22 protein-coding genes are annotated in these 20,850 nt (G+C 73.2%); 12 read left to right on the top strand and 10 right to left on the bottom strand.

Annotated features, from left to right (window positions below):
* Positions 1-196: 196 nt before the first annotated feature.
* Genes BCAV_RS01720 through BCAV_RS01700 form a run of 5 tightly spaced genes read left to right on the top strand, consistent with a single transcriptional unit; the run spans position 197 to position 4,442 of the window.
* Positions 197-553 carry an ArsR/SmtB family transcription factor gene (locus BCAV_RS01720; RefSeq protein ID WP_012725388.1) on the top strand — a complete coding sequence of 119 codons (357 nt, stop codon included), beginning with the start codon at positions 197-199 and terminating at the stop codon, positions 551-553.
* The gene (locus BCAV_RS01715; RefSeq protein WP_012725387.1) at positions 550-1,041 is read left to right on the top strand and encodes an SRPBCC family protein; all 492 of its coding nucleotides are present in this window, start codon (positions 550-552) and stop codon (positions 1,039-1,041) included. The genes BCAV_RS01720 and BCAV_RS01715 overlap by 4 nt, the downstream gene beginning before the upstream one ends.
* Positions 1,042-1,097: 56 nt before the next feature.
* Complete coding sequence (locus tag BCAV_RS01710) at positions 1,098-2,006, top strand: ATP-grasp domain-containing protein (protein WP_012725386.1); 909 nt, start codon at positions 1,098-1,100, stop codon at positions 2,004-2,006.
* A gap of 7 nt (positions 2,007-2,013) precedes the next feature.
* Positions 2,014-3,300, top strand: a complete 1,287-nt coding sequence (locus tag BCAV_RS01705) for a glycosyltransferase family 2 protein (RefSeq protein ID WP_012725385.1) — start codon at positions 2,014-2,016, stop codon at positions 3,298-3,300.
* Positions 3,213-4,442 carry a hypothetical protein gene (locus BCAV_RS01700; protein WP_144016678.1) on the top strand — a complete coding sequence of 410 codons (1,230 nt, stop codon included), beginning with the start codon at positions 3,213-3,215 and terminating at the stop codon, positions 4,440-4,442. Before BCAV_RS01705 ends, BCAV_RS01700 begins: the two co-directional genes overlap by 88 nt.
* A 31-nt stretch (positions 4,443-4,473) precedes the next feature.
* On the opposite strand, the gene BCAV_RS01695 is transcribed toward BCAV_RS01700, so the two are convergent.
* Positions 4,474-6,213 carry a PAS domain-containing sensor histidine kinase gene (locus BCAV_RS01695; protein ID WP_012725383.1) on the bottom strand — a complete coding sequence of 580 codons (1,740 nt, stop codon included), beginning with the start codon at positions 6,211-6,213 and terminating at the stop codon, positions 4,474-4,476.
* On the bottom strand, positions 6,210-7,286 hold the full coding sequence (locus tag BCAV_RS01690; RefSeq protein ID WP_012725382.1) for a PIG-L family deacetylase: 1,077 nt from the start codon (positions 7,284-7,286) through the stop codon (positions 6,210-6,212). Before BCAV_RS01690 ends, BCAV_RS01695 begins: the two co-directional genes overlap by 4 nt.
* Positions 7,287-7,412: 126 nt before the next feature.
* Here BCAV_RS01690 and BCAV_RS21310 point away from each other — a divergent pair, with 126 nt between their 5' ends.
* The gene (locus BCAV_RS21310; RefSeq protein ID WP_144016677.1) at positions 7,413-8,663 is read left to right on the top strand and encodes a histidine kinase; all 1,251 of its coding nucleotides are present in this window, start codon (positions 7,413-7,415) and stop codon (positions 8,661-8,663) included.
* Here BCAV_RS21310 and BCAV_RS01680 read toward each other — a convergent pair.
* A complete protein-coding gene (locus tag BCAV_RS01680; protein ID WP_012725380.1) occupies positions 8,647-9,297 on the bottom strand; it encodes a hypothetical protein in 651 nt (216 codons plus the stop codon). The two genes, BCAV_RS21310 and BCAV_RS01680, sit on opposite strands and share 17 nt — an antisense overlap.
* A gap of 62 nt (positions 9,298-9,359) precedes the next feature.
* Between BCAV_RS01680 and BCAV_RS01675 the strand changes: the two genes are divergently transcribed.
* Complete coding sequence (locus tag BCAV_RS01675; protein WP_012725379.1) at positions 9,360-10,022, top strand: response regulator; 663 nt, start codon at positions 9,360-9,362, stop codon at positions 10,020-10,022.
* 58 nt (positions 10,023-10,080) lie between these two features.
* Here the strand turns inward: BCAV_RS01675 and BCAV_RS01670 are convergent, their stop codons facing one another.
* Positions 10,081-10,683, bottom strand: coding sequence for a TIGR03086 family metal-binding protein (locus BCAV_RS01670; RefSeq protein WP_043348017.1), 603 nt, complete (start codon positions 10,681-10,683; stop codon positions 10,081-10,083).
* Between the two features lie 122 nt (positions 10,684-10,805).
* Between BCAV_RS01670 and BCAV_RS01665 the strand changes: the two genes are divergently transcribed.
* The gene (locus BCAV_RS01665) at positions 10,806-11,465 is read left to right on the top strand and encodes a protein-L-isoaspartate O-methyltransferase family protein (protein ID WP_012725377.1); all 660 of its coding nucleotides are present in this window, start codon (positions 10,806-10,808) and stop codon (positions 11,463-11,465) included.
* 7 nt (positions 11,466-11,472) lie between these two features.
* Here the strand turns inward: BCAV_RS01665 and BCAV_RS01660 are convergent, their stop codons facing one another.
* On the bottom strand, positions 11,473-12,006 hold the full coding sequence (locus BCAV_RS01660) for a DinB family protein (protein WP_012725376.1): 534 nt from the start codon (positions 12,004-12,006) through the stop codon (positions 11,473-11,475).
* 130 nt (positions 12,007-12,136) lie between these two features.
* On the opposite strand from BCAV_RS01660, the gene BCAV_RS01655 reads away from it, so the two are divergent.
* A complete protein-coding gene (locus BCAV_RS01655) occupies positions 12,137-12,838 on the top strand; it encodes a hypothetical protein (protein WP_012725375.1) in 702 nt (233 codons plus the stop codon).
* 51 nt (positions 12,839-12,889) lie between these two features.
* On the opposite strand, the gene BCAV_RS01650 is transcribed toward BCAV_RS01655, so the two are convergent.
* The 4 genes from BCAV_RS01650 to BCAV_RS01635 all read right to left on the bottom strand — a co-directional run bounded on the left by BCAV_RS01650 (position 12,890) and on the right by BCAV_RS01635 (position 17,880).
* Complete coding sequence (locus BCAV_RS01650; protein ID WP_012725374.1) at positions 12,890-14,944, bottom strand: GxGYxYP domain-containing protein; 2,055 nt, start codon at positions 14,942-14,944, stop codon at positions 12,890-12,892.
* A 265-nt stretch (positions 14,945-15,209) separates the two neighbouring features.
* Positions 15,210-16,337, bottom strand: coding sequence for a threonine aldolase family protein (locus BCAV_RS01645; RefSeq protein WP_012725373.1), 1,128 nt, complete (start codon positions 16,335-16,337; stop codon positions 15,210-15,212).
* A gap of 20 nt (positions 16,338-16,357) precedes the next feature.
* Entirely contained in the window at positions 16,358-16,843 is a 486-nt protein-coding gene (locus BCAV_RS01640) for an LppU/SCO3897 family protein (protein ID WP_144016676.1), read from the bottom strand.
* Positions 16,844-16,872: 29 nt separating this feature from the next.
* Positions 16,873-17,880, bottom strand: coding sequence for a phosphotransferase enzyme family protein (locus tag BCAV_RS01635; RefSeq protein ID WP_012725371.1), 1,008 nt, complete (start codon positions 17,878-17,880; stop codon positions 16,873-16,875).
* A 65-nt stretch (positions 17,881-17,945) separates the two neighbouring features.
* Between BCAV_RS01635 and BCAV_RS01630 the strand changes: the two genes are divergently transcribed.
* Positions 17,946-18,659: a DsbA family oxidoreductase gene (locus BCAV_RS01630; protein ID WP_012725370.1), complete on the top strand. Its 714-nt coding sequence runs from the start codon at positions 17,946-17,948 to the stop codon at positions 18,657-18,659.
* The gene (locus BCAV_RS01625; protein WP_012725369.1) at positions 18,656-18,868 is read left to right on the top strand and encodes a hypothetical protein; all 213 of its coding nucleotides are present in this window, start codon (positions 18,656-18,658) and stop codon (positions 18,866-18,868) included. The genes BCAV_RS01630 and BCAV_RS01625 overlap by 4 nt, the downstream gene beginning before the upstream one ends.
* On the opposite strand, the gene BCAV_RS01620 is transcribed toward BCAV_RS01625, so the two are convergent.
* Positions 18,865-20,274 (bottom strand): MFS transporter, encoded by a 1,410-nt coding sequence (locus BCAV_RS01620; RefSeq protein WP_245528920.1) that lies wholly within the window; start codon positions 20,272-20,274, stop codon positions 18,865-18,867. The genes BCAV_RS01625 and BCAV_RS01620 overlap by 4 nt on opposite strands.
* Between BCAV_RS01620 and BCAV_RS01615 the strand changes: the two genes are divergently transcribed.
* Positions 20,170-20,673, top strand: a complete 504-nt coding sequence (locus tag BCAV_RS01615; protein WP_245528919.1) for a CGNR zinc finger domain-containing protein — start codon at positions 20,170-20,172, stop codon at positions 20,671-20,673. The two genes, BCAV_RS01620 and BCAV_RS01615, sit on opposite strands and share 105 nt — an antisense overlap.
* The last annotated feature ends 177 nt before the right edge of the window (positions 20,674-20,850 follow it).

The following is a 20,850-nucleotide window of genomic DNA, read 5'->3' as shown; positions in this document are numbered from 1 at the left end:
TAGACGGCCGCGGCTACGGGTACCGGCACGCGGCCGCAGCCCACCGCCTCGGGCCCGGTGCCCACGCCCTCGTGTCGCTCGGACACCTGCCCGCGAGCTGTACCCGTGCACCGGCCCGGCACCGGCACGCGCGGGCGCCCCGCCCATCCAGCCGCGCGCCTAGCCAACGCGTAACCACCTTGTTACGCTTCGCTTCATGGACGTGGACGTGCTCGCGGCGCTCGACGACCCGGTCCGCCGGGAGATCCTCCGCCTGCTCCGCGACGGCGACCTCGCGGCCGGGTCGATCGCCGCCCGCTTCCCCGTCTCCCGGCCGGCGATCAGCCGGCACCTGCGTGTGCTGCGCGAAGCCGGGCTCGTGCGCGCGCGCCCCGAGGGTCGCCGGCAGGTTTACCGCCTCGACCCGGCACCCCTCGCGGAGCTCGAGCGCTGGCTCGCCGAGCTCCGCAGCGGTCCATGGCCGGCCCGGCTCGACGCGCTCGAGACCGAGGTCTACCGCACGCGCCGGGAACGGCGCACCACCCAGCCCGACACCGAGGAGCACACCGCATGAGCATCACCGGCACCGTGACCACGAGCCGCTCCGGTCGCGACCTCACGCTGCACCGCACGTTCCGCGCCCCGATCGACGACGTGTGGGCGGCCGTCACCGAGTCCGAACGTCTCGACCGCTGGATCGGGCGGTACGACGGCGCCGCGAGCGCCGGCGCCACCGTGCGGTTCACGATGACGGCCGAGGACGGCGACCCGGAGGGTGACATCCGCATCCTCGCGTGCGACGCCCCGCGCCACCTCGCCGTCGAGATGGTCGACGAGCACGGCACGTGGAACATCGAGCTCGGCCTCGTCGAGAGCGGCGGGGTCACCACGCTCACCTTCGTCCAGCACCTCACGCCGGAGGTCGACGTCAGCAGCGTCGGGCCCGGGTGGGAGTTCTACCTCGACGCGCTGGTCGCCGCGGAGACCGGAGGCGAGACGCCGTCCTTCGACTCCTACTTCCCGGCGATGCAGGAGCCGTACCGCCGCGCCGCCGGCGTCTGACCGACCCGCGCCGCCAGCACACTGCGGGAGCGCCACCCGTCTCCTAGGCTTTCCGCGTGCAGAGCGACTCCTCCTCCGACCCCGTGCGCACCGTGCTCATCACCGGGATCGGTGGCCCGGCAGGTCGGAGCCTCGGCGCCCAGCTCGCGCGGCGTCGCGTCGACGGCGCGCGCCTCCGCCTCGTCGGTGTCGACATGGCGCCCGTCACGGACAGCGCGTTCGACGTGATCGAACGTGTTCCTGCCGCTGCCGACCCCGACTACGACGCCCACACCCTCGACCTCGTACGGAGACACAGGCCCGAGCTCGTCGTCCCGACCGTGTCGGAGGAGCTGCCCCAGCTGTCGGTGCTCGCGACAGCGGCCGGCGGCCCGATCGTGGTGTCGCCCCCGGGGCCGACAGCCGTCGCCGCCGACAAGCTCCTCACGATGTGGGCACTCGAGCGCGCAGGCGTGCCGGTCCCCCGCTTCGCTCCGGCGAGCGCGTTCGGCTCCGCGGGCGAGGCGTTGGACTGGGCCGGCGGCCCCGTCGTGGTCAAGCCGCGGGTCGCCCGCGGCGGGCGCGGGGTCCGCGTCGTCGAGCATGCGGACGACGACTGGTCGGCGACCGACGGCTCCTGGATCGTCCAGACCTTCGCACCCGGCGTCGAGTACAGCCCGCAGCTCTACCGCGCTCCTGGGGACGGCGGCACCGTCGTCGTCCTCCTCGAGAAGACGGGGCGCAAGGAGGGCAGGGTCGGGAATGCCACGACCGTGACCCGGGTACCAGACGGCGAGGCGATCGACGCGGCCGACGTCGCCGCCCACGCCGCAGCCGCGCTCGGCCTGGTCGGGCCGCTCGACATGGACGTGCGACGCGACGCGGACGGCATCCCCGTCCTGCTCGAGGTCAACGCCCGCTTCGGGGCGGTGTCGGCGCACGCTCCGGAGCTCCTCGACGCCGTGCTCGGGACCTGGGGAACGTGACGACGGCGTGGCGATCCTCACCTCGGTCGCGCTCGTCTTCGGCATCACGTTGCTGGTCGTCGGGGTCCTCCGGCTCCTGCTGACGCCGTTCGCGCTCGTGTTCGAGGCTCGGTACGGACGCGCACCGCGCGGCCCCCACGACGTCGGCCCGATGTTCCCCGAACCACCGCACGTGAGCGTGGTCGTGCCGGCGTACAACGAGGCAGTGGTGATCGTTCACTGCGTGCGGTCGATCCTGCGCAGCGATCACCCCCACCTCGAGGTCGTGTGCGTCGACGACGGCTCGACGGACGACACGTTCGCACTCATGGAAGGCCTCGCCGCCGAGCACCCCTCGGTCCGCGCGATCCGGCAGGCGAACGCCGGAAAGGGCGCCGCCCTGAACACGGGCATCGCCGCCGCCCACGGCGAGGTGCTGCTGCTCGTCGACGCGGATGGCCTGTTCCGCCCGGACACCGTCACAGAGCTGCTGCGCGGGTTCCGGGACGAGCGCGTCGGGGCCGTCTGCGGGAACGACCGCCCGGTGAACCTCGACCGCGTCCAGACCAAGCTCCTCGCCCTCATCAGCCACGTCGGCACGGGCCTCATGCGCCGGGCTCTCGACGTCGTGCACGCCCTCCCCATCGTCTCCGGCAACGTCGGAGCGTTCCGGCGCGACGTCTTGGAGCGCACCGGCCCGTTCCGCACGGACACGCTCGGCGAGGACCTCGAGCTCACGTGGCGGATCTACGAGCGCGGGTACCGGGTGACGTTCGCCCCCCGGGCACTGGTGCATGCCGAGTCGCCGTCGACGCTGCGCGGCCTGTGGCGGCAGCGCGTGCGCTGGGCACGCGGCCTGCTGCAGACGACCGACCTGCACCGGCGGACGATCGGCAACCCGCGGTACGGCTTCTTCGGGCCGTACCTTGCCTACAACACCCTCGCCCAGCTGGTCCTGCCGTTCGTCCAGGTCCTCGCGGTCGTCGTCCTGGCTGTGCTGGTCCTCACGGACGGCACGAGCTGGCTGCCGTCCGGGCTGTGGCCGTGGGTGCTGTTCCTCGGGATCCCCTTGTCGCTGGCCCTGCTGCTGCTCGCGATCGCTCTCGACCGTGCCCCCGGCGACCTCCGCTTCCTGTGGACCGTCCCGCTGTGGCCGCTGTACTCGGCGATGATGACGTTCGTGACGATCGACGCCGTGCGGCTGGAGCTCGGCGGGGCGGAGCAGCGATGGAACAAGCTCGACCGGAGCGGGACGGTGTCCGTGAAGGGGCTCGTGGACGACGACGACGACGCCTCACCGCCGTCGTCGTCCTGACGGCCGTGGTGGCGCTCGTCGGCGTGGGCGTCGTGCTCGCCCGGCCGTGGGTCGACGAGGACGCGCTGCCGTCGTTCCGTCCGGCGGCACCGCCTGAGGAGGTCCGGTCGATCAGCCTGGACTTCGACGTCGTCGTCGACGACGAGACCGACTGGGACGCGGTCGCCGCACGGCTGGACGAGGTCGACGCGACCACCGTCCACCTCAACGCGGGCCGCATCGAGTTCACCGCGTTCGACTGGCCCGCCTATCCCCAGTACGCGGCGGAGCCGGGCACCGACCACCTCGCCGTGGCCGCCCGCGCACTCCACGAGTCGCAGGACGGCGTCGCCCGCCAGATCAACCTCATCATCGACGCCTACACCCCCGAGCTGATCAAGGAGGATCCCTCGCTCGCCGGCATCGACGCGAACGGTGTCCGTTCCACGCACGTGGCATCCGCCACCCAGCTGATGCGGGGCGAGGTCGGCGAGCGGATCGCCGACTACGCGGCTGCCCTCGGCGAGCGGTACGACCCGAACGCGATCGAGCTCACCGAGCTGAACCTCGACCGCTTCACGTTCGGGGAGGAGGACTTCGACCTGTTCCGCGAGATGACCCAGGAAGCGGACTGGCCACGGAACGAGGACGGGACGATCGACACCGGTTCCCCGCTGATCGGGACGTGGCGTTCCGACGTCGTCGCGGGCTTGCTCAGCCGGGTCCGGGCGGCGCTGGACGAGGTCCGCGAGGGCCGAGGGGAGCAGATCGAGCTGAGCGCGGACGTGCGCGTCGACTGGACGGACCCGGCGGCCGGCCGGCCGGACAGCGGCCACGACTACAGCACCCTGCTGGAGGTAGCCGACCGGCTCGTCGTCTGGGTGTACATCGGCCCGGTTCAGCGCAGTCCTGACGACGTCGAGTCGCTGACGGCGGCGCTGGCGGAGGCCGGGTACGACATGTCCCGGCTGACGATGTCGGTCGGGCTGTGGAAGGGGAGAGCGGACGACCCGACCTCGATCGAACCGGGGGAGCTCGCGGGCGCCGTACGCCGGGCGGCGACGAACGGCATCACCTCCGTCAACGTCACGCCGTACTCGATGATGTCGGCCGAGCACTGGGCGGCGCTCGCAGCGGTCTGGAACCCGCCTGGAACGTCCTGACGGCGCGCCGTTCGCACAGGGCGTGGTTCGCTCACTCGGCTGGCGACGCCGCGGGGGCGGGTCGGCCGGTCAGGTCCGGCAGGTCGATCTCGACGACTGTGCCCTCTCCCGGCTGCGACCGGATCGTGATCGTGCCGCCGTGCGCGTCCACGATCGCCTGCACGACCGACAGCCCGATGCCGACGCCGCGCACGCGACGTCGGCGGGCGTCGCTCGAGCGGTAGAAGCGTTCGGTGATCCGCGCGAGATCGTCCGGGGCGATCCCGCTGCCCGTGTCGGTCACGACGATCCGCGCGCGGCGCCGGCCGTCGGCACCGAGCAGACCGGTGACCTTCACCGTCACTGTGGCTCCACGCGCGCTGAACTTCACGGCGTTGCCCAGGACGTTCCCGACCACCTGCCCCAGGCGCCCAGGATCGGAGCGCAGCGGGACGGCGTCGTCGCCCGCCACGACCACCTGGACCTCGGCGCGCCGCGCCGTCGGCTCGATGTCCGTGACGAGCTCGCGGACCACGCCGACGACGTCGACCTGCTCGGGGAGGAAGGTGAACGTTCCCGCCGTGAGCTGCACGCTCGTGAGCAGGTCGTCGACCATCCGCAGGAGGCGACGCGCGTTGCGGTCGATGACGTCGACGTACGTCTCGTCCTCTCCGCTCAAGGCGCCACCGAGCTGCAGCAGCTCGACGTAGCCGAGGATCGAGGAGAGCGGGGTCCTCAGCTCGTGGCTCACGAGGCCGATGAACTCGTCCTGCAGGCGCTCCGCCTCATGCCGTGCGGTGACGTCCGTCGCGACGAACAGGTACCCGGGCGCGGGCGCCGGGAGCTCGTCCGACAACGGAGGTCGGCGCGTCACCACGACCTCCAGCGCCCGCGCCGATCCGTCGCGCCGGGTGAGGGTGCGCTCCGCTGACGTCGCACCGTCTGCCGTCGCCGCCGCGACGAGGGCGGCCACGCGCGCCCACGGGCGCGCCGGCGCCGGCCCCCCCGGATCCGCCGCGCCCGGCGGGAAGAGATCAGCGACGCACGTGCCGAGGAGCTCGTCCTGCGGACGCTCGAACATCCGCTCCGCCCCGGTGCTCACGGCGACCACTGTCCCGTCGGCGTCGGTGGCGACGACCGCCTGCTCCGTCGCGGCGGCCATGACGCTGCGCAGCAGGTCGCGCGAGGAGACGAGCTGTTTCGCGCGCGCCGTCAGCTCGTCGCGCGCCGATGTCAGGTCGTCGGCCTGCCGTCGCAGGGCGTCAGTCGCCCCGTGCGTGCCGATCGCGACGAACGCGGCGACGATCCCGACCACGAAGACCCGGATCGCGGGCGGGGTGCCTTCGATGTCCGGGTTCGTCGTCACTCCGAGGGTGATGACGGCGGTCGCGCCGGCGATCGCGAGGACGGTGCCGAGCAGGCCCGGTTGGAGCGCGAGGCTGGCCACGGGTATGAACACGAGGCTGAGGAAGTAGCTGCGCTCCACGCCGGCGCCCAGCTCGAGCAGCACGAGCGCGACCATCTGGGCGAGCGGCAGCGCGTACTGCCACGGCGACCACTGCGTCCAGCGCCCGAGGCTGCCGATGAGCTGGACCGCGAGCACGATCAGTGCGCCCACCACGAGCAGCACCGTGTGGCCGACCTCGTGCGTGACGGTGATCGAAGCGAGCACCAGGGCGTAGCTCACCGTCAGCGGCACCTGCCGCAGCCCCACCGCCGTCGGCTCGAACCAGCGGGAGATGATCGCCGGAAGCCGGACGCTCTCCGCGGTCCGGGTGGCAGCGCTGTTCACGACTCGTCGACCCCGCGAAGGTGCTCCACCTCGACGTCCCCGAGGGCAGGCCGAACCGCCTGCGCGGCGGCGGCGAGCGACTCGCTCGCCCGCACCGTCTCCAGCGGCTCGACCGCGAGGGCAGGACTGAACCGCGACCAGTAGCGCGCCGTCGCCTGCACCAGGCCGGGGTCCATGTAGTCACGATGTGCCTGCGACGCGTACGCGGCGAGCATCCGGAGCTTCGTCTCCACGAAGCCGTCGACGTCGACGAACCTGTTGGGCTGGAACTGCACGGTCGACGACGGGCTCTGGTAGCACCACAGGCTCGGCACCTGGCGCGCCGCGACCTGCACCGCCTCGTGCACCGCGCGGTGGTCCTGGTGCCGGTCGTGGGACGTGTGCGTGTAGACGCGGTCCGGCCGCACGTCGGCGACAACCTCCTCGATCGCCGTGATGAGACCGTCGGCGGGATCCAGCCGGGTGTCCGGGAACGCGAGATGGACCAGGCGTGCCCCGACGACGGCCGCCGCCTCGAGCGCCTCCGCGTGCCGGAGGGTCACCTCGCCGCCGACGGCGCCCGGGGACAGCGTCAGGATCGTCAGACGGTCGCCTGCCGCGGCATGCGCCGCCAGAGTCGCACCGACGCCGATCTCGACGTCGTCCGGATGCGCGCCGATCGCGAGGACCGCCTCGCGCCCTGCGGCATCGCGCTCCCGTCCCGACCGCACGAGCTCGGTGGCCCGCTCCACGATCTGCATGGCCGTCACGGGCTTGACGAGGAACTCGTCGGCGCTCTTCCGGAGCGCCTCGACGGCGTGACTCACGCTGCCGTGCGCCGTGATGACCATGACGGGCAGCGTCGGGTCGATCATGCGGACCTCGGGCAGGATCTCCAGGCCCGAGCGCCCCGGCAGCTCGATGTCGCTGACGAGGATGTCGAAGTGCTGCTCCCGCAGCAGCCGGAGGGCGTCGCCGGCGGTACCCACGACGGCGACGTCCATCCCACCGAACCGCTCCAGCGCGATCCGGGTGAACTCGGCGGCGTCGGCGTCGTCCTCCAGCACGAGCGCTCGCGGCCGGTCCTGGGTCACGGCACCCCCTCGCACGTCCGGCGGTCGGTGCTGGAACCCTAGCGGGGCCGGGCGCGGGCCGCCCGTGCGGTGAGGTCACTCGTTCGACGGATCCGCCCCGCCGCGCCCTGTGCTGGGATGACCCTCATGGCACAGGCCCTGGGAGGTGCGGTGGTGTGGCTTCGGCGCGCGTGGCGCGACCTCGGTGAAGACGCCGGGCCGACGACGGCCGTCTGGCTGTTCGGGCTCGGAGCCCTGACGATCGCCCTCGGTCTCGTGGACGTCTGGGGACCCGGACGCGGTGTCGCGCCCGCGTGGCACCTGGTCCCGCTCGCCGTCGGCTGCGCGGCCATGACGGTGCGGCGCCGGCGCCCGGGCTTCACGCTCGGCGTCGCGACGGTCGTGTTCATCGCGGACGCGATCCTCGGCGGGTCCTTCGCCGTGACCCTCGTCCTGTTCGACGCGATCTACGCCGCCGAACGCTTCGGTGGGACCCGCCTGCGCCGCTCCGTCCACCTGGCCGCGGGCGTGATCGTGGTCGGCATCGTCCTGGCCTCCGTCCGCGGCGGGAACGAGCTGCGGGACGTCCTCGCGCTCGGCCTGCAGACCGGCGGGCTCCTCGGCCTGCCGATCTGGTGGGCCTCCAGCGTGCGGCAGGCGGCCGAGCTCGCCGCCGCTGCCGAGGAGCGGGCGCGACTCGAGATCGAGCGGGCCGAGAGCCTCGAGCGGCTCGCAGCGGCCGAGCGCACGAGCGCCGTCGAGGCGGAACGCACCCGCATGGCACGCGACCTGCACGACGCCGTCGCGGGCGAGGTCTCCGCCGTCGTCATCCATGCGGAGGCCGCCCTGGCCGCCCCGCCCGACCACGAGCGGGACCGCGCCGCCCTCACCGCCGTGCGCGCCGGCGGCCTTGCGGCGCTCGCCGAGATGCGCACCCTCATCGAGATCCTGCGGGCCCGCGAGAGCGACGACGACCCCGACGAGCAGCGCACGACACCACCCCGCCTCACGCAGGACCTGCCCGCGCTGCTCGGCGGCGCCGTCGCCGTCCGGGTGACCGGCGAGGCCAGCCTGCAGGAGCACGGGCTGCCGCGCGCCGTCGACCAGACCGCCTATCGCATCGTGCAGGAGTGCCTGACGAACGTGGCGAAGCACGGGGCGAGCCCGCAGGCCGAGCTGAGCCTCACTGTCGACGCCGCGACCCTCGAGATCGACGTGAGCAACCGCGCGCGCCCCGGCGTGCCCACGGCCACCGGGGGCCACGGCGTCATCGGGATGAACGAGCGCGCGACGCCGCTGGGCGGCACCGTCACGGCGGGGATCGCGGACGACGGCGGCACGTGGGTCGTGCGGGCTCGGCTCCCGCTCCCGCCGGCGGACGTCAGGAGCCGAACGTGATGGGCAGGCTGAGCATCGCGATCGCCGCACCCACGAACACGAGGGCGGCCAGCGCGACCATCAGGTGCGCGACGCGCTCGTTGCGCAGCTTCGACGCGATCCCGGCCAGGAAGAGCACCGAGGCGTACAGCACGGCGACCAGCACGTAGTCCGTGGACAGCCCGCTGGCGTCGTCGGCGCGCAGGGCGTTCCGTTCGGCCTCGGCGACGAAGCCGTCCGCCTGCTCCTGCGCGGCGAGGACGTACTCGTCCCGCTCGAACGGCGAGCCCGGCGGGAGCCCGTCGTCGGTGGTGGCGAACCAGGCGTCGAACGCCGGCACGAACTCCGGCCGGAAGCGCTCGCGGACGGCGTCGGCCAGGGCGTCGTCACCGGCCACCTCGGCCGTCAACCAGGTGCCGAACACCTCGACGTCGGTGATGCGTTGACTGTCGGCGGCGGCGAGCTGCGCCGTCGCGTCGAACCGGGCGACCGTGGCCGACCTGTTCCACCGGACGCTCTCCCCGGCCCAGCGGGACGCCTCGTACCCGCTCCACGCCGAGGCCACTGTCGCCGCGCTGAGGATGATCGCCGCGGCGAGGCTCCACCACTCCGGCCGGCCCGATCGCGTCTCGGGCGCGGGGACGTCGTCAGACATGTGCCTCCTCGGCGAGCATCCTGGCACGTGAGGTCCGCAGCGCCGCGGCTACGCTCGAACGCGTGTCGACCCCGATCCGCGTCCTGCTCGCCGACGACCACGCCGCGATCCGCGCCGGCCTCCGGCTCATGCTCGAGCAGGCGGGCGACGTCGAGGTCGTCGGCGAGGCGGCCGACGGCGCCGCCGCCGTCACGAACGTCCGCGCACTCCGTCCCGACGTCGTGCTCATGGACGTGCGCATGCCCGGGACCGACGGCATCGCCGCCACGGAGACGATCGTCGGAGAAGGCCTGGCCGACGTCGTCGTCCTCACCACGTTCGACCTCGACGAGTACGTGTTCGCGGCTCTCCGCGCGGGCGCCGCCGGGTTCCTGCTCAAGACGACCGACGCGCCGGCTCTGCTCGACGCCGTACGCCGGGTCGCGGCGGGCGAGGGTGCCCTGGCGCCGGAGGTCACGCGGCGGGTGCTCGACGCCGTCGCCCGCGGGCCGGCGCCCGGAGGCTCGGACGACCCGGCGGTCCCGCACGGCCTGGCCGAGCTGACCGACCGCGAGCGCGACGTGCTCGCCTGCCTCGGGCGCGGGCTCTCGAACGCGGGCATCGCGCGCGAGCTCGTCATCACGGAGGCGACGGCGAAGACGCACGTCTCCCGCGTGCTCGCCAAGCTGGGGTGCAGCTCGCGCGTGCAGGCGGCGCTGCTGGCGCGCGAGGCCGGCGTCGTCTGAGACGCCCGGCCGCCCGGAACGCTCGGTTGGTGATCGCGGCCCGGCGGCGCAGGAGACGTCACGGGCGCCAGGCGGGGTCGCGGCCGAGCCACAGCAGGAAGCGGTCCAGGTCGCTGCTGCCGTCGCCCGACTCGATCGCCGCGGCGAACGCCGCACCGGGCGCTCCGCGGCCGGCACCGTTCGGCACCTGGAGCGCGAGCGGCAGGACGGCGGCCGCGACGTCGTCGGGAATCTCGTACGGCACGCCCAGCGTCGCCGCGACGTCCCAGCCGTGGGCGACGTAGTCGATGAAGTGGAACCCGATCGCCTGGGCGCCCGGGTAACGGGTGACGGGAGCGAACTCGGGAAGCTCGAGCTCGGCGGTGAGGACGTCGTCGGCGGCGAACGCGTCGAGCACGTCCGCGGCGGCCGTGGCGTACGCACCGACCGGGTCCGGCTCGTCCGGGTTCGCGTCCCACAGACCGGGGTCACCGCCGTGGCCGCGGGCCGCGGCGGCGAACCCGAGGTGCTGCACGGTCATGTGGGCGAGCAGGTCCCTCAGCGTCCAGTCCCCGCACGGCGTGGGCCGGTCGAGGTCGTCCGCCCTCACGCGCGAGACGATGTCCACGCTGATGGTGACGGCGGTGCGGTGCAGGGGGCGGAGGTCCGACGGCGTCGACATCCGCCGATCGTAGAGCCCTCCGCCGACCGCCTCGCGGCCCGCGTTCGAGCTCCTGCCGGCACGGGCGCCGTCCTCGCCCGCCCCCGGCATGCACCGACCTCCGCGCGGGCGCACGATGGAGGATGGCCGCAGCCGCCGACCGGACGGCCGAACGGGAACGGCGCGTGGACGACGCGTTCGCCGCCGTCCGCCGCGCGCCGTTCCTCCCGCGTCAGCTGCGCCACCGCGCCGGCGACGACGCCCCGCTCCCGATCGGCCACGGCGCCACGTGCAGCCAGCCGCGCACCGTCCGCGACATGCTCCTGCTGCTCGACCCGCGGCCCGGCCACCGCGTGCTCGACGTCGGGTCCGGGTCCGGGTGGACCACCGCCCTGCTGGCGCATCTCGTGGCGCCGGACGGCGCCGTCGTCGGCGTCGACCTCGAGGAGGAGCTCGTCGCGACGTCCCGCGCCGCCCTCGCGCACGCGGGTCTTCTCGACGACGAGACGTCAGCGCACGAGCCGGCCACGCGAACGACGCCGGACCCGGCGTCCGGCGTCGCCGTCGTCGTCCACGTCGCCCCACCCCACACGCTCGGCTGGCCGGCGGCCGCCCCGTACGACCGGATCCTCGTCTCGGCCCAGGCGGCGCGCGAGGTGCCCGACGCGCTCCTCGATCAGCTCGCCCCCACCGGTGTGATGGTGATCCCGGTGCGGGGCGAGCTGGTCGTCGTCGATCAGGACGAGGGCGGCCGCCGTCTCAGTGCGCACGGTGCGTACCGGTTCGTGCCCCTCCGTCAGTGACGGCGAGCTACTCGCCGACCGCGCCGTCGATCGACTCGCGGATGAGGTCGGCGTGCCCGTTGTGCCGGCAGTACTCCTCGATCATGTGGACGAGGATCCAGCGCAGGCTGAACGGCTCGTCCGTCGACCTGCTCCGGCGCACGGAGAGCCGGTCCAGTCCGTCGTCCGCCAGGACCCCGGCGACGATGCGCTCCGACGCCTCGACCGCCGCGGCGTGCAGAGCCCGCAGCTCCTCCGGATCGTCCAGCGCCGCGCTGTGCCACTCCCAGTCACGGTCGGCGCCCCAGTCGACGTCTCGCCACGGCTCGGCGTCGTCGTTGCCGAGGAGCACCACCGAGAACCAGTTGTCCTCGACGTACGCCAGGTGCTTGAGCAGTCCGCCGAGCGTCATGGACGACGGCGCCAGGGTGCGGTTCAGCTGCTCGGCGTCCAGGCCGTCGGTCTTCAGCTGGAGCGTGCGCCGGTGGAAGTCGAGGAAGCCCAGGAGGATCTCGGCCTCGGGCCCGTGCTGCGGCGGGTCGAGCCGCGGGGGAGAAGTCATGGTCGCGACCGTAGCCCGCGGCGCTTGACCGCGGCTTGCACACCCAGGCGGAACGTCGCTGCCAGGCGTTCCCGTTGTCACGGCCCGCCGAACAGCGCACACTGGACCCAGACAGCGCTGGAGGTGTCCCGTGTCCGACGACGCACCGATCGACATCATGCCGATGCTCGCGAAGGGCAAGCACCGGTCGCCCCGCAAGGGCGCCTGCTTCATGGAGCTCGCCTCGTACCTGGCCGGCGAGGCGTGGAGCGACCATCCCGCGTGCACGCACCGCCTGCTCGCGTCCATGGCGCGGCTCGTCAACGACCTCACGAACGACGCCGCCCGCCCGCGGCTCGCGCCGCTCATCCCGTCGGTGATCGGGCTGACGAGTGCGGACCTGCGCTGGGACGCCGGGATCGCGCTCCGTGCGGCGACCACCGCGCTGCCCATCGCGGCGGCGGAGCGCCAGAACACCCTCGCCGTCGGGATCATCGCTGCCGAGCGCGCGCTCGCCGTCCTCGACGGGCACCCGGTCGACGAGCTGACGCCGCGCGGCCGGGCCGCGCTCGCCCGGGCGCCGCGTGCCGCGGCGTGGGCCGTCGACTTCTGCGCCGGGGCACCGGTGCGGCCCGAGCGCTTCGGCGACAGGGCCGCCGCCGCGATCATCTCGAGCTCGGTCCAGGGCATCGCCGAGGCGGCCGTGCCCGACAGCGACGACCGGCTCTACGACCTGCTCGACGAGACGATCGCCGAGTGCCGCCGCTGGGCGGACCTCGAGGAGCGCGCGCGCCAGGAGCTCACGCCGGACATGTGGGCAGCCGTGTGCAAGCCGGCGGTGCTCGCGGGCTGAGCCGGCGCCCGGGCGGTCCGGCGATCGGCCGCGCCCTGGCGAGCGCCGCGCTCAGCCCTGGCCGGAGGGCCGCGGCGGGGGCGGCGGGCCCGGGTTCGGCGCGCGCCGCAGCAGGTCGAAGAACGCGTGGCCGAGGAGCACCTGGTACCGGTCGTCGGCTGCCAGGAGCTGGTGCAGCTCGGCGATGTCGGTCGGGTTCCAGCCCCAGGCGAAGATGCCGGCCGAGACGAACAGGGGCCTCGTGCCGTCCCACTGGGCGATGTAGTCGTCCAGCCCCTGCTTGAACTCGACCGCCTGCCCCGGGGCGTTGAAGTGGCCGATCACCGGCAGGTCGCCGGCCGCGATCACCCCGCCGCCGTCCCAGGACTGCATGATCCCGCCGAGCTGGGTGTTGCGCCGGTACGAGTCGATCACCCACTCCGGCATCGGGATCCACCCGTCGTCGTCGCGGTTGTTGTACGCGTACACGAGGTCGAGTCCGGTCTCCCGGAGGTACCGGCCGGTCACGTCGGTGTAGGCGTCGAAGTCCTCCTGCGGCCACGACCCGCCGTACGTGTATCCGGCACCGGACGGCCCGCACACCAGCAGGTCGTTCTCCGTGGCGGTCTCCTGGTAGTACCGGAAGATCGCCGGGGCGGCGTCGGCCAGCACCGGGCTGATGGTCCAGTTCGTCGGCGCCGCACCGCGGTCCGGGTTGTCCCAGAGGGTGCGCATGTGCCGCTGGCAGTACTGCAGGTTGTCGCCCTCGCCCACGGTCATCGTCACGTACACGGTGTCGGTCAGCTCGGTCCGCGGAGCCCGGCGCCGGCGAGACGAGATCCGGGCCGGGACGCCGCCCAGCACCGTGCCGTTGGCGAAGAAGTCAGCGGGGAGCACCTCCACGCTCTGCGTGGCGGCCAGGTCGACGCCGCCCCACTCGCCGGCGACGTCGTTGGAGAACCACCCGAGGTACGGCGTCGTCGGCTCGCTGAGCGCGAAGATCTCCGACAGCAGCTCCCCGGGCTCTCCGTTCGGGTCGAGCCACACGACCATCGCCTGGGTGGCCACGACGTAGTCGCGGAAGTGCGGGAACGGCTCGACGCGGGTCGGCGCCGTGTCCGTGGCACTGACCACGTACTGGTTCCACATGTCCACCGTCACCTCGAGGGTGGTGGTGCCCTCCGGGGGCGCGAGCCGGTACACGAAGAAGTTGCCGCCGTCGGCGAACCGGTTGCCGTCGCCGCCCAGCGAGGAGTTGCCACCCTCGACGAGCACCTGCTCCTCCTCGGGGCTGCCGGGGACGAACGCGGCGATCTCGACGCCGTCGGCGAGCACCGACACCGAGGCGACCGAGGCGCCCCAGCCGTCGTTGCCGAACCCGTCGGAGAACTTCACATAGACGGCCTCGCCGCCCAGCTCCGCCGAGACGTCGACGGTGTAGTGGTCCCGGTTGGACTCGTCCCGGATCTGCTCGGCCTCGCGGGCGACCTCCCGCCAGGTGACGCCCTCGACGTCCACCACGCGCGTGGGCGGCAGCCCCGTGAGCAGCCGGTGCTCGCACTGCGGCCACAGCTCGTCGAGCTGCCACCGGTAGATGTCCACCTTGTCCTGCCCGGTGAACCGGCCTCGCAGGTCGTCGACCACCGGCAGCTCGTACGCGGCCGCCAGCTCAGGGGACGCGACGACGGCGCCCCGCAGCCCGGCCAGCGTGGTCGCCACGTTGATCGAGTCCCGCACCTCCGGGTCGTACACGATCGCGCCGGCCACCCGGTCCGCGTACGCGGCGACCAGCTCCAGCGGGTCCTCGTGGACGGTCTGCGGGACGTCGATCGAGGACAGCCACGGCTTGTCGGCGTCGTCGTAGTGGAAGTAGAGCTCCGGACGATGGCGGTTGACGGCGCCCTGCAGGGTGCCGAGCAGCAGCTGCTCGTCGCCGGTCAGGTGCTGGATGTCGCCCACCTGCAACCGTCTCGCCGTCGCGAACCGCGGCAGGAGCCGGCGCCGGTCCCAGGAGAGTCCGCCGGACCCGGCCGCCGCCGGTGCCGCCGTCGGGCTGAACCAGCTCGCGGCGACGGCGCCCGTGGCGGCGAGGCCGGTCGTGCCGAGAAATGCGCGTCGAGAGACCATCCGATATCACTCCGTCGTGCTCGGTTCTGCGTGCTGGGCAGGGGTTCACGTCGAGGATTCGAGCGTGGTCGATCGATCACTGGCCCGCAACGCCTATCCCACACTTTGAACATATTCGTTGCTGCAGGCGTCAGGGAATGGGCGCGGCGGCGTCCTACGTCACTGACCCGGCTGGTGGGTCAGTGACGTAGGTCGACGCAGCACACGGGACTCGCGCTCAGGTCGACGCACAAGCTCCGCGCTCAGGTGGACGCAGCGGCCGCGCTCAGGTGGACGCCGCGCTCCCCGCGGCTCCGAGCTCCGCCACGACAGCGGCCGCGAACCCTTCGACGTCACCCGGCGTCGTGTCCCACGCGCACATCCAGCGCACCTCCCGGCGCGCGGCGTCCCAGTCGTAGAAGCGGAACCGGGCGCGCAGGCGGTCGGCGACGCCGGGAGGCAGCGTCGCGAAGAGGGAGTTCGCCTGCGTCGGCTGCGTGAACGCGAGGCCGGGCGCTCGCCCGGAGGCGACGGCGTCGTCGAGGGTCGTGCGCAGCAGGGCGGCCATCTCGTTGGCGTGCCGTGCCGAACGCAGCCACAGGTCGCCGTCGAGCAGGGCGACGAGCTGCGCCGAGACGTACCGCATCTTCGACGCGAGCTGCATCGCCTGCTTGCGGAGGTTCTCCAGGCCGGCGACGGCGTCCGGCGCGCACACGACCACCATCTCTCCCAGCAGCAGCCCGTTCTTCGTCCCGCCGAACGACACGACGTCGACCCCGGCGTCCGTCGTCAGCTCACGCAGGCCGACGCCGAGGTGCGCCGCGGCGTTCGCCAGCCGGGCGCCGTCGACGTGCACCCGCATCCCGCGGGCGTGCGCGGCGTCGGCGATCGCGCGGAGCGCCTCCGGCTCGTACACGGTGCCGAGCTCGGTCGCCTGCGTGAGCGACACGGCGAGCGGCTGGGCCCGGTGGACGTCCGCCAGGTCGACGGCGGCCCGCTCGACGTCGGACGGCGCGATCCGCCCGTCCGGTGCCGCGACCGGGAGAAGCTTGATGCCCGCGACCTGCTCGGGCGCTCCGGCCTCGTCCGTGTGCAGGTGTGCGTGCCGGCTGACGAGCACCCCGCCCCACCGCGGGAGCACCGACGCGAGGGCGACGACGTTCGCGCCCGTCCCCGTGAGCACCGGGTACGCGAGCGCGTGCTCCCCGAAGTGGCGGCGGACGACGTCGGCCAGTCGCTCGGTCCACGGGTCCTCGCCGTAGGAGACGGCGTGCCCGGAGTTCGCCTCCGTCAGCGCCGCGAGCACCTCCGGGTGCGCCGGGGCGTAGTTGTCGGACGCGAACGAGACGGGCGCAACGGGCACGGCGACAGCGTAGGGCGGTGGAGTGTAGGGCGGCGGACGACGACGCCGCATGGCGCTGCCGGGCCGTGCGGCTACACGCTGTGCTGCACCCAGCAGTAGACGACGCCGTCGCTGTAGATGCGGCTCTGCGCGGTGTCCTCCGGGCAGCCGGTGTCGTCGGCGGCGGCCTCGACGATCGCCGCGAGCTGGTAGCCGCTGTCCTCCTCGCAGTTCGCATACCCCGAGAGGTCGGTCCAGACGCAGTCGCCCTCGGCGGCGCGGAAGCGCACGCACGTCGACGTGGAGTCGTCAGCGGCGGAGATGATGACGTCGGTGTCCGGCAGGTCGGCACAGGCATCGGCGCCGGCTCCCTCCACCTGCCCGAGCACCGTCCACCTGGCATCCGCCTCGGCGCAGTCGGTCACGCGCAGGTCGTCCGTGTCCGTGTCGCCCGTGTCCCCGAGGCAGTCGCCTGCCTCGGCCTCGTCGAACGGCGTCCCTCCCGGACCGCAGCCGGCGGTCGCGAACGCGGCGACGGCGAGCGCCATCACCGACACGATCCGGAACCACGCCTGCATCGGACGCACCATCACCGACCCCGATCGGTTCAGCCCCTGCGCACGCCCCCGGTCGCGCGCAGCCTAGCGGCCGAGCGCGGGGCGCGCGCGGTGACAGCGGCCCCCGCGGTCAGCCGCTCCTCGAACGCCGGACCGTCCGCCAGTCGTGCCCGGACGTCGTCGAACGTGCCGAGGCCAGACCGCCAGAGTCCGGACTGCCACACCACGGCGCCGACGCCGCGACGTCGCAGCAGCACCGGGACGGCCGCGTCCTCGGCGGGGAGGATCTCGCCGGTGCGGACGTACCCGCGGCGGAACGCCCGGAGTGTCTCCTCGGGGCCCGCCGTGCCGAAGACGGCCGCCATGTGCATCGCCGCGACGGGATCCTCGACACGCAGCCCGAGGCAGGCGTGGTCGAAGTCGAGGATCGCGCTGACGCGGGACTGGTGGATCAGCACGTTCGACGGCGACAGGTCGGCGTGCAGGATCTGCGTCGGAAGCGTCCGGCGCAAGGAGGCGTACGCCTCGTCCGCCGGCGCCCAGGCGGCCCGGAACCACGCCACGCCGTCGTCACCGGGGAGGCGACGCTCCAGCTCCGCGCCCAGCTCGTCGAGGTCGTCGACGGCGGGGTGCAGCCCGGCCATCGACGCGGGGCCGACCCGCGGCGCGAGCTCGGCCGGCAGCTCCGCGAGCGCCGCGTCGAGCAGCCCGAGAGCCTCGCCGGCCAGCTCCATCGACGCCGGGTCGGGCGGTGCCGGAGCGCCGGCGCGGTAGGCGAAGACGGCGACCGGCCTGCCTCCGGCGACGACGAACGTGGCGCCGTCGGAGGTCCGGATCGGGGCCGGGACGGCGAACGGCAGGTCGGCACGCTCGTCGAGCGCGGCGAGCAGGCGGTGCTCGGCAGCGACGTGCTCGGCGTCGAGGGTGGAGTACCGGCGCACGACGTACTCCTCGTCGAGCAGCCACACCGCGTTGTTGATCCCGTCCGCCGGACGCGTGACGGTGGTGGGCTCACGCAGACCCCACGGCGAGAGGTCGGGCAGATCGTCCGGGAGCACGTCGTCGAGCCTAGGGACGACTCCCCCAGGGAGGCCACGGGAATCCTGCGGACCGTTTGCTCGTTGTGCCCGGCGTGAGTGCGATCAAGGTGGACATCTGGTCCGACATCGCCTGCCCCTGGTGCTACATCGGGTTGCGGCGCTTCCAGGCAGCTGTCGACGTCGACGACGTCGACGTGGACGTCGAGTTCCACAGCTTCGACCTGGCCCCCGACACCCCTGTGGACTTCGACGGCTCCGAGGTCGACTTCCTCGCCGGCCACAAGGGCATGCCGGTGGCGCAGGTCGAGCAGATGCTGGAGCAGATGACGCTGCTGGCGGCGACGGAGGGACTCACGTACGACTTCGACGCCGTCCGCCACACGAAGACGCTCGCCGCCCACGAGCTGCTGCACCACGCGAAGGCGCACGGCACCCAGCTCGAGCTGAAGGAACGGCTGTTCGCCGCGTACTTCACCGAGGGGCGGCACATCGGGCACACGGAGGAGCTCCTCGCTCTGGCGGCTGACGTCGGGCTCGATCCGGAGGCCGCACGCGCGGCTCTCGAGGACGGCCGGTACCGCGACGAGGTGCAGGCGGACATCGCCCAGGCCCGTGCCTACGGGATCACCGGTGTCCCGTTCTTCGTGGTCGACGGCCGTTACGGCGTCGCCGGCGCCCAGGAGTCGGCCGTGTTCCGGCAGGTCCTCGCGCAGGCCGCCGCGGACCGGGCCTCCGCCGAGCGTCCTGCCCCGGCCCCGGCCCCGGACGAGGCGGCCACCGCCGTCGCCTCCGCGTGAGCGCCGCCCCCGGCTCCCCCGGCTCGGCGAGCGACGCGGAGGATCCCAGCGCCCCGAGCCCATCGACCCTCCGGGTTCCGGTGCTCGACGGCGCGGCGTCGCCGTTCACGCTCGTCGGCGCGGACGCCGGCGCCGGTCAGTGCGTGGACGGTGTGTGCGTGATCCCGGACGGCGTGCCGACCACCGCACCCACGGACCGCCCCTCCTAGCCGACGCCGCCGCGCCCCCTCGTCGTGGCACGAGCCAGGCGTCGAACGATGACTGCCGTGGCCGCTCCGGTGCAGACCATGACGATGGCGCACGCCGACCAGAACGTCGGCGGACCGATGCCGATGAGGTAGCCCATGGCGGGAGGCCCGAGGATGAGGGCCACACCCCAGGTGAGCCCGTACGCGGCGAAGTAGGCGGCCGTCGATCCCGCTGGGGCGATCCGCGCCACCAGGGTGAGGCTGTAGCCGAGCAACAGAGCGTCGCCGACGCTCATGACGAGAGTCGCGGCCGCGTACCCGGCGAGCGTGGGCGCGGCGGCCGCCGTGGCGAGCCCGGCGGCGATGGCGGCGTAGCCGACGACCATGCGTCGAGCAGCCGCCGGGCGCCCGCTCAGGAGTGGTTGCGCCGCGATCACCACCAGCGCGGACAGCGCCTCGAGCCATCCGGCCACCGAGGGATGGTGCCCCGCGTCGATCAACGCCAAGGGCATCGCCATCGGGACGGTCAGGTAGACCGTCGCGAAGGCCGTTCCCGTCAGCATCAGGGACCACAGCCGCCGATCGCCCCACGCGGATCGCGTCCGCGTCGCCGAGGGCGCGGTAGAGCGGGTCGACCGTGGCATCAACCCGATGACCAGTGCGGCACAGGCCGTGGCCGTGGCGGCGTCGACGACGAACAACCACCGCAGGCCGATCTGTCCCACGAGGGCAGCGATCGTCCCCGCGGCAAGTCCCGCACAGGCGAGCGTTGCGCCGAACAGGCCGTAGGTTCGTGGCAGCAGCGCATCTGGTGTGGTGTCCGCGATGAGTGCCTGGCTCGCCGGTTCGTAGATCTCGAAGAACAGCCCGAGAAGGACGGCCCCGACCAGCGCCATCGCCACGGAGGACGCGCTCGCGATCAGCCCCTGGGCCGCAGCCGTGCCGAGCAGCCCGACGGCCACCGCGTGGCGTGTAGCGACGCGCTGCGCGAGCACGCCTCCGAGGAGTCGGGACGGGATGGTCGCGACACCGAAGGCGGCCATCACCGTCCCTGCCAGCACGGTGCTCGCCTCGACCTCCTGAACCAGCAGAACGGCCAGGAACGGCATCGAGAAGGCACCGATGCGGTTCACGAAGCGAGCCACCAGCAGGACCTTCACCGCGCGTGGCAGGGACGCGAGCAGCTGAAGCCAGCCGAGACTGTTCATCCGCCTTTCATCAGTCACGCGAGCGACGCTAGATGGTTGACCTAGACTGTTCAAATGTACTTTGACAGTCACGTCGCCGACCTTCTCCGGGCGTCCACGGAGCTTGTCAATCTCATGACATGCCGGGATGCGGGGGGCAGGCCGGCCGAGGTGCCGACCGGTGCCCAGCTCCGGCGCGACCTCGGCGTCGCGCTGGCCAGAGGCGGACAGCCGGTGCACGTCTCCCGCGACGCGGAGCTCATCCTCAGGCGCTTCGCCGACGACGCCCGCCCGATCTTCGAAGCCGTGGCCGACGAGGACTACGACGAGGCCGCCCGCAGGACCAACGCGCTCCTCACCTGGTGCCGTCCGGCGCCGAGGCTCGACAACGCGGGCGACGGCTGGCACATGCACTTCCACGGACCGACCGACGAGCTCGGCGACGGCTGGGCGGCAGGCTGCGCAGCGGCTCTGACGATGGCGATCGGGAGCCGGCACGCGGGCCGCCTCGGCGTCTGCGAAGCACCGCGTTGCGACCGGGTCTACGTCGACAGCTCCAAGAACGGCACGCGACGCTTCTGCGGGGTCACCTGCCAGAACCGCGTGAAGAACGCCCAGCACAGGGCCAGGAACGAGTGAGCCCGCGCCGGAACGCCGGGCGCCCTGGCCGTTCGATCGGTGGCGTCACACCCGACGAGACGGGTGGAGCGTCGGCGCGTACGTGAGCTCCTGGGTGCGCCCGTCGAGCGTCCGGGACTCGCCCGTCTAAAAATCTCTCTCGCGCTCATTTGCTTCTCCACGTCATGCTCGGTAACT

Source organism: Beutenbergia cavernae DSM 12333 (assembly GCF_000023105.1).
Lineage (GTDB): Bacteria > Actinomycetota > Actinomycetes > Actinomycetales > Beutenbergiaceae > Beutenbergia > Beutenbergia cavernae.
Note: the sequence above shows the minus strand (reverse complement) of the source record. Positions and strands in the feature narration are given on the sequence as shown.

Bases quoted from the DNA above. Each gene is read 5' to 3' on its own strand.
- BCAV_RS01720 (WP_012725388.1), top strand. From the start codon at position 197: ATGGACGTGGACGTGCTCGCGGCGCTCGACGACCCGGTCCGCCGGGAG.
- BCAV_RS01715 (WP_012725387.1), top strand. From the start codon at position 550: ATGAGCATCACCGGCACCGTGACCACGAGCCGCTCCGGTCGCGACCTC.
- BCAV_RS01700 (WP_144016678.1), top strand. From the start codon at position 3,213: ATGGAACAAGCTCGACCGGAGCGGGACGGTGTCCGTGAAGGGGCTCGT.
- BCAV_RS21310 (WP_144016677.1), top strand. From the start codon at position 7,413: ATGGCACAGGCCCTGGGAGGTGCGGTGGTGTGGCTTCGGCGCGCGTGG.
- BCAV_RS01680 (WP_012725380.1), bottom strand. From the start codon at position 9,297: ATGTCTGACGACGTCCCCGCGCCCGAGACGCGATCGGGCCGGCCGGAG.
- BCAV_RS01670 (WP_043348017.1), bottom strand. From the start codon at position 10,683: ATGTCGACGCCGTCGGACCTCCGCCCCCTGCACCGCACCGCCGTCACC.
- BCAV_RS01665 (WP_012725377.1), top strand. From the start codon at position 10,806: ATGGCCGCAGCCGCCGACCGGACGGCCGAACGGGAACGGCGCGTGGAC.
- BCAV_RS01660 (WP_012725376.1), bottom strand. From the start codon at position 12,006: ATGACTTCTCCCCCGCGGCTCGACCCGCCGCAGCACGGGCCCGAGGCC.
- BCAV_RS01650 (WP_012725374.1), bottom strand. From the start codon at position 14,944: ATGGTCTCTCGACGCGCATTTCTCGGCACGACCGGCCTCGCCGCCACG.
- BCAV_RS01645 (WP_012725373.1), bottom strand. From the start codon at position 16,337: ATGCGGCGTCGTCGTCCGCCGCCCTACACTCCACCGCCCTACGCTGTC.
- BCAV_RS01640 (WP_144016676.1), bottom strand. From the start codon at position 16,843: ATGCAGGCGTGGTTCCGGATCGTGTCGGTGATGGCGCTCGCCGTCGCC.
- BCAV_RS01615 (WP_245528919.1), top strand. From the start codon at position 20,170: ATGACATGCCGGGATGCGGGGGGCAGGCCGGCCGAGGTGCCGACCGGT.